A 7,764-nucleotide genomic window follows, 5' to 3' on the forward strand; every position below is an offset into this window, starting at 1 on the left:
GTGAGCGGGCGACCGACAGGGCAACGGCGCACGAACGACGTCGAGGAGAGCGGGCAGTCGGCCGTCCGGCTCGACGCGGTACGCAAGGTCCACGGCCGGGGCTCGGCCTCGGTGGCCGCCCTCGACGGGGTCACGATCGCCTTCGCACCCGGCTCGTTCACCGCAGTGATGGGCCCGTCCGGGTCCGGGAAGAGTACGTTCCTGCACTGCGCGGCGGGCCTGGAGCGGCCCACCTCGGGCTCGGTCACGGTGGCCGGCCGGCCGCTGGCCGAGCTCGACGAGAACGCGTTGACCAGGCTGCGCCGAGAGCGGATCGGCTTCGTCTTCCAGGCGTTCAACCTGCTGCCCACGCTCACCGTGGAGCAGAACATCACATTGCCGATGCGCTTCGCGGGCAAACGTGCCGACCGCCGCGAGATCGCCGAGGTGATCGCCCGGGTCGGCCTGACCGACCGGGCCCGGCACCGCCCGCACGAGTTGTCCGGCGGCCAGCAGCAACGGGTCGCGATCGCCCGCGCGTTGGCCGTGCGCCCCGCCGTACTGTTCGCGGACGAGCCGACCGGCGCGCTCGACACCCGGACCGCGGCCGAAGTGCTCGGCCTGCTGCGGGAGTCGGTACGAGTCGACGGGCAGACCATCGTGCTGGTCACCCACGATCCGGTCGCCGCGTCCTACGCCGACCACGTGGTCTTCCTCGCCGACGGGCGGATCGCCGATCGGCTGACCGCGCCGACCGTGGACACGATCGCGGAGCGGATGACCCACCTGGGCGCGTTCGCGGACGACCCGCGCACCCGTCCGGGCAAGTCGTTCGGCGAGGTCCGCTGATGTGGGGGCTCGCGCTGCGCACGCTGCGTTTTCGGGCCGGCGGCTTCGTGGCCACCTTCATCGCGCTGTGCCTCGGCGCGACCGTGGTGATGGCCTGTGGTGGCCTCCTGGAGACCGGGATCCGCAACAACGCGCCGCCGCAACGACTGGCCCAGGCCTCGCTGTTGGTGATCGGCGACCCGACCTTCACCGGCCCGCGCGAGGGGTCGGACCGTACCCGGGACTACGCGCTCCGCGAGCGGGTGCCGTTGGACGCGCGGCTGGTGGATCGGGTGCGCGCCTTGGAGGGGGTGCGCACGGTGGTCGGGGAACGTACCTTCGCAACCGCGCTGACCGGGCCCGGCGGCAACCACAAGGCCCAGGGCCACGGCTGGGATTCGGCGCCGCTGACCCCCTACGCACTGGATCGCGGCGCCGCGCCGACCGCGCCGGACGAGGTGGTCGTGGACACCGTGCTGGCCCGCCGCGCGGGGGTGGCCGTCGGCGACCGGATCGAGATCGCCGCGCACGGCGGAGCGAGCGCGTACCGGGTCACCGGCATCGCGCGGGCCGCGCGCACCGTCCCGCAGGCCGGCGTGTTCTTCGACCCGGCCGAGGCGGATCGGCTCGCCGCGCCGGCCGGCACCGTCGCCGACATCGCGATCACCCTCGCACCCGGCGCCGATCGCGGCACCGTGCGCAAGCGGGTCTCCCGGGCCCTGCACGACCAGCCGATCCGGATCCTCACCGGCGACGATCGTGGCGCGGTCGAACATCCCGAGATCCTGACGAACGGGTCGGACCTGATCACGCTGGCCGCGGTGTTCGGCGGACTGGCGGTCGCGGTCGCGGTATTCGTGGTGGCTGGCACCATCGGTTTGTCCGTACAGCAGCGGCGTCGCGAGTTCGCGCTGATGCGGGCGATCGGCGCCACGCCCCGCCAATTGCGCCGGATGTTGCTGGGCGAGACGTTCCTGGTCACGGTGTTGGCGGCGGGCGTCGCCTGGTTCACCGGGCCGGCGGCCGGGCGGGGGCTGTTCGACCGGCTGGTGGCTTCGGGCATGGTCGCCGAGACGGTGGAGTTCGAATCGGGCTGGATCCCGACGGTGGCCGCGGCGGGCGCGGTATTGCTGACCGCGCTGGTCGGCGGGTACGTAGGCGCGTGGCGCGCGGTGACCGCGAAGCCGACCGAGGCGCTCGCCGAATCCGCGTTCCGACAGCGCTGGTTCAACTGGTTCCGGCTGGTGGTCGCGCTGCTCGCACTGGCCGGCACGGCCACCTTGATGCTGGTCACCGCGTACGTCCTGAAGGGCCCGGTCGCGGCGAGCACCGCGGGTCCGGCGGCGATCTGCGCCGCGATCGCGCTGGCCTTGCTCGCGCCCGGCCTGATCCGGATGTGCACATCGGTACTGGCCCGCCCGCTCGGCGCGCTCACCGGCGAGTCCGGCCGGGTCGCGATGCTCGGCGCGCGGGTCACCTCGGTCCGGATGGCCGCCGTGGTGACGCCGATCATGCTCGCGGTGGCGATCAGCACCGGCGAGCTGTACATCCAGACCACCACGACCACGCAGGGCGAGCGGGAGTACACCCGAAGCCTGCGGGCCGACGCGGTGTTGACCGGCGTGGGCGGCGGTCTGGACCCGGCGCTGCTCGCCGGGGTCCGGGGGCTCCCGGGGGTGGCGAGCGCGAGCACGTATGTCGCGAGCACGGGCTTCGTGGAGAGCCCGCGCACCGCGCCGGACAATCGGCACGGCATCCGCTTCCAGGGCGTCGACGTCGAATCGGGCCTGGCCACGGTCGGGGTGACCGCCACTTCGGGGTCGTTGGCCGAGCTGCGCGGCAACACGGTGGCGCTGCCGAACCGGCTCGCCGGCAAGGTGCGTCGTGGGCCCGGCGACTCGATCCGACTGCGGCTCGGCGACGGCAGTTCGGCGGACGTGCGGGTGGTCGCGCTGTTCGACTCCCGGGCGGGATACGAGTCGATGCTGCTGCCGGTGTCGCTGCTCGCGCCGCACACCACCAACGGGCTGCCCGCGCAGATCCTGGTCCGCGCCGCCGAGGGCACCACCCCGGATCGGCTGGTCGACTCGCTCGGTGTCTGGGCGAAGGACCATCCGGGGGTGCGGGCCGCGTCCCGCGCCGCGCTTGTGGAGACGCACGCCGAGGAATCGAAGACCCAGGCGTGGGTCAACTACCTGATCATCGGCATGCTGACGCTGTATACGTCGCTGGCCCTGGTCAACTCGCTGATCCTGGCCACCCACAACCGACGCCGCGAGTTCGGCCTGCAACGGCTCAACGGCGCGACCCGGCGGCAGATCCTGCACATGGCGGCGGTCGAGGCGACGCTCACCACGCTGATCGGGGTACTCCTGGGCACCGCCGCGGCGGCCGCGGCAGTGGTCCCGTTCAGCCTGTCGGCGGCGGACTCCTGGCTGCCGGACGGCCCGATCACGATCTACGCGACCGTGGTGGGCGCCGCGGCGGCCCTCACCTTCGCGGCCACGCTGCTGCCGACGTGGCACGCGCTTCGCTCGAATCCGGTGCGGGCGGCACAGGGCTGAGCCCGGCGGGGGCGGGGGTGGTGGCGGGCGCAACGAGGTGCCCGCAGGGGCCTGTTCGCTTCGTCCGCGACGGCCCGCATGCGGCCGGTCGGCTGCCGCAGGACAGCGGTGGCGATGGCGACCGCCATGCGAATGCGTGTTCGTCATCGCCGTCCGGATCGGCTGCGTCCGGGCACGACGAGCGCGCGGAGGCCGCTTCGGGGACCGATTTCAACGTCAACTTCCCCTTGGTGTCACGCACTTGCCAAATCCACTCTAGGCTTCCGCCAACGAGGCGGGTCACGGCCGATCCGTGAGTCACCCGCAGGATCACGTCGGGCCCTTGTAGACGATGAGAGCAGGTATGGGACCTTCAAGTGAACGGACGGACGGCGCCTTAAACCCGCCGGGCCGACTGCGGTCGGCTGCACGCGTGCGTCGCTCCATAGGCGGCCTCGCGGCGCTCGCCGTGGGTTTCGGCGGTTTCGCGCTGGCGGCGACGCCGGCGTATTCGCAGACAGACGACGGTTCGGTGACGGTCCGGGTGGTGCGGGCCGTGGACACGACCGGTGTGTGGAGTCCCGTTCTGGAGCCGGGTATCGGTGGCGTGACGGTGACGCTCACCGGCGACGACGGCGGCAAGGTCACCGGGGTGACGGTCGCCGACGGCACGGTCACGTTGGCGCCCGACAAGGCCAAGCCGTCCGGCAGCGGCAAGTATCGGGTCCAGGTGGTGAATCCGAAGCCGGGCGTGCTGTTCCCGGCGTTCGCGTCGCGGCAGGGCCTGGACGGCGCGCCCAACCAGCTCAGCAGCAACGAGGAGTTCGTCGACCTCGGCGGTGGCAAGAAGGTCGCGTACACGACGGGGTTGTGGAGCCCCGGCGACTACTGCCAGAAGAACGCGCCGCTGGCCACCGCATGCCAGCCCGCGACGAACGAACCGACGTCCCAACGTACGTTGGTGACGTTCCCCTACAACGCACGCGGCGTCAACACGAACGTGACGAACCTGGCCACGAGGGCCGAGACCGGCAACCTCTACGGCATCGGCTGGAGCAAGTCGGACAAGCGGCTGTTCAGCTCGGCATCGGCCAAGCGCGACACGACGTACGGCCCCGGCGGGGCCGGTGGGATCTACGTCACCGACGTGGCGAACAAGACGACGTCGTTGTTCACCACCGTCCCGGACGCCGGAACGTCGGCCCACGGCGTGGGCGCCAGTGACGAAGCCTTCCTCACCGCTCCGGGCAAGGAGAGCCTGGGCGACATCGAGGTCTCCGACGACGGCCACGACCTGTTCGTCGTCAACCTCAACAACCGCAAGCTGTACCGCTACGACGCCACCCAGCCGACCGCGACCGCGCCGGTGGCCTCCTACGCCATCCCGGACCCCGGCTGCCCCGCACCGGGCGACTGGCGTCCGTACGGCCTCGGCCTGCAGGACGGCGTCGGCTACGTCGGCGGCGTCTGCTCGGGCGAATCGACCGGGAAGGTCTCGGACCTGCGCGCCGTGGTCCTGCCCTTCGACCCGGCGACGGGGACCTTCCGCGCGGCCGTGCTGAACCAGCCCCTGGACTACCCGCGCCAGGCCACCCTCGGTGGCAGTTGCCCCGGGCAGGGTTGGTTCCCGTGGACGAATACGTTCCCCACGCAGCAGAACGGTCAGACGTGCGTCAACGCCATGGCCAACCCCGAACCCGAGTTGGCCGACCTCGCGTTCGAGACCGACGGCTCGATGCTGCTGGCGTTCCGCGACCGGTTCACCGACCGGACGACGGCGTACGCACGCGCCGGAGACCCCACGACCACCATCGCGATGGTGGCCGGCGGTGACCTGAACAAGGCGTGCCTGTCCGACGGCAAGTACGTCATGGACGTGAACACCGGCTGCGGGAAGACGGCGCGGGGCGCCAGGTTCTTCGACACGAACACCATGGGTGGCGGCCACCCGAACGCGTCCTACGCCGGCCTCGCGCTGTCGAAGGTCGAGGAGTTCGTCGCGACCGCCGGTGTGGACCCCACCGACACGCCGTGGAGCGCCGGCACGATGTTCATCGGACGGGACGGAAAGCGGCAGCCCGCCGCCGGTCTGCGTCTGAACACCGAGGGCAACGCCTCGTTCGGCAAGGGTGCTTCGATGGGTGACCTGGAGGTGCTCTGCGACCAGGCGCCGCTGCAGATCGGCAACCGGGTCTGGTACGACCCCGAGCGCAAGGGCATCCAGAGCCCGAGTCAACGTCCGGTCGAGGGCGCCACCGTCAACCTCTACGACGAGTCGGGCAAGGTGGTCGGCACGACCAGGACCACCAAGCGCGGCGAGTACTACTTCGACGACTCGAACGTCACCGGCGGCCTGAAACCGAAGACCAAGTACACCATCCGGATCGACAACCCGGCCGACTACGCCAAGGGCGGCCCCCTCTATCAGTGGGTGCCGACCGACGAGGGGGTCGGCGACAACCGCTTCGTCGACTCCAAGGGCATCGTCCCCAAGGGCGGACACTACCCGGAACGCGCGCTGACCACCGGCGGACCCGGCGAGAACGACCACACCTTCGACTTCGGATACCGCCAACAGGAAGGCGCGGTACGCCTGGTCAAGAACGACCAGGACGGCAAACCCCTCGCCGGAGCGAAATTCGAACTCTGGAAGGAAACCAACGGCACCGACGGACTCCAACCCGACGGCGCCACCCCCGACACGAAGATCGGGGACGCCTGTACGACCGGGACCGACGGCATCTGCACCCGCGACGTGCCACCCGGGACGTACTACTGGCAGGAAGTCAGCCCTCCCGAGGGCTACGCCCCGCCGGAGAAGCCGGTGCTCGGCCCACTGGTACTCAATGCCGACAACCTCGAAGCCGGGGTGTCGGTGACCGCGGTCAACAAGCGGCTGCCCACCACGCCGCCGACGACGACTCCGCCGACGACCCCGCCGGCGACTCCCGATGCGCCATCGACGTCGGGTGGCGGGCACGGGGGCTCGTCGAATCCCCTGGCACACACCGGCCTGGGTGGGAACCTGCCCCTGGTGTTCGGCATCTCGGCGGCGTTGATCGCCCTGGGCGGCGGGGCACTCGTGCTGTTCCGTAGGCGCGAAGCCCGGCAGAGGTAACTCCGTTACGGCGATCGGCAGTCGACCCCCGACCGCCGATCGGGATGGATCGGGCGGGTTCACGGACCATTGGTCCGTGAACCCGCCCGAGTTTTTGACCGACGGGAGAAAAGGCATCCGCATGACCCGGAAGAAGGCCGACGACCGCACGCCGCGTCGGCGGCTCTGGTTGGTGACGCTGGTGGCGGTCGCGGTGTGCGCGACCGTGGCAGCCGGCCTGGCGGGCTATCGGGCACTGTCCGACGACGGGGACTCGGACCGGGCGGTGACCGTCGACGAGGCGTCACGGCTGGCGCTGTCGCGGCTGACGTTGTATCAGGCCAGTCCGGTCGCGATCACCCTCACCGCCACCGAGGGGGGCGGTGTCTCGACCCGGGTCGAGGCGGTGGTGGACTACCGCACCCACCACGCCGTGGGCAGCTATCAGGTCACCGGGACCGCCGGTCGACTCGACCGCGGCCTGATCGTCTGGGACGGCAACGGCCTGGGCGTGGCACCGATGCCGGAGGGCGCCGGCGGCCCGGCGTGGGAACAGGCCGAGCGCATCCCTCGCCAGGGCTGGTCACCGCGCGCCTACACCGCGGCCCCGCTGGACTCCGGGCTCCGGTTCCTGATCCAGCTCGGCGCGGACCGGCCGGACAACCCGCTGCTGCTCGCGCAGTCCGGGGCGCGTTGGCTGGGCCGCGAGCGCCTCCAGGGCCGCGACTACGACCGGTTCTCCGGTCCGCGCGCCCAGAACGCGGCGCGCGAGGGGCAAAGCGCCGGCGCCCGGTCGCCGCTGACGTACTGGGTCGACGGCGACGGCGGTCTGCGGCGGGCGACGATGCGCATGCCGGGCCTGGACACCCCGACGACCATCGAGATCGCCGGGCGCGACGACAAGGTGCGCATGCCGGAGGCGCCGTGGATCGCCGGGTGACGTCGCCGCGCGGATGAGCGGCGCGGCTTTCGACCGCCGCGACTCGGCTGCCGAGACTCCTCGTCGACCCCGGCCGCCCAGAACCGCCTGGCCACGAAGGACGCACCGACCCCCTTGATCGGACACCACGCCTCGGCCGTGGCCTACGTACTCCCGGGCATCACCCCGGGCGGCACCCCGGGCAACCGACTCTGGACCTGACAGCAGGCCCCAGAAAGCCTCAAGGAATGCAAAAGGCCCAGGTCAGAGACTTGCTGACCTGGGCCTTGAGGGAGCCGCCTAAGAAGTCGTCTCATTTGGATTGATCGGTAGTCTGATGCGGTGACGCTTGTGGAGCGGTTGGTGCCGGACGAGTTGTGGGAGTTGTTCGAGCGGGT

Annotated in this window: 4 protein-coding genes; all 4 read left to right on the forward strand. The window is 71.3% G+C overall.

The window, feature by feature from the left end; genetic code table 11:
- Positions 1-828 carry an ABC transporter ATP-binding protein gene (locus ABIA38_RS33915; RefSeq protein WP_424642751.1) on the forward strand — a complete coding sequence of 276 codons (828 nt, stop codon included), beginning with the start codon at positions 1-3 and terminating at the stop codon, positions 826-828.
- On the forward strand, positions 828-3,371 hold the full coding sequence (locus ABIA38_RS33920; RefSeq protein ID WP_424642752.1) for an ABC transporter permease: 2,544 nt from the start codon (positions 828-830) through the stop codon (positions 3,369-3,371). The genes ABIA38_RS33915 and ABIA38_RS33920 overlap by 1 nt, the downstream gene beginning before the upstream one ends.
- A 343-nt stretch (positions 3,372-3,714) precedes the next feature.
- A complete protein-coding gene (locus ABIA38_RS33925) occupies positions 3,715-6,468 on the forward strand; it encodes an SdrD B-like domain-containing protein (RefSeq protein ID WP_424642753.1) in 2,754 nt (917 codons plus the stop codon).
- A 121-nt stretch (positions 6,469-6,589) separates the two neighbouring features.
- The gene (locus ABIA38_RS33930; RefSeq protein WP_424642754.1) at positions 6,590-7,387 is read left to right on the forward strand and encodes a hypothetical protein; all 798 of its coding nucleotides are present in this window, start codon (positions 6,590-6,592) and stop codon (positions 7,385-7,387) included.
- Positions 7,388-7,764: the final 377 nt, after the last annotated feature.

The sequence above is a fragment of the Embleya sp. AB8 genome (genome assembly GCF_049739465.1).
GTDB lineage: Bacteria > Actinomycetota > Actinomycetes > Streptomycetales > Streptomycetaceae > Embleya.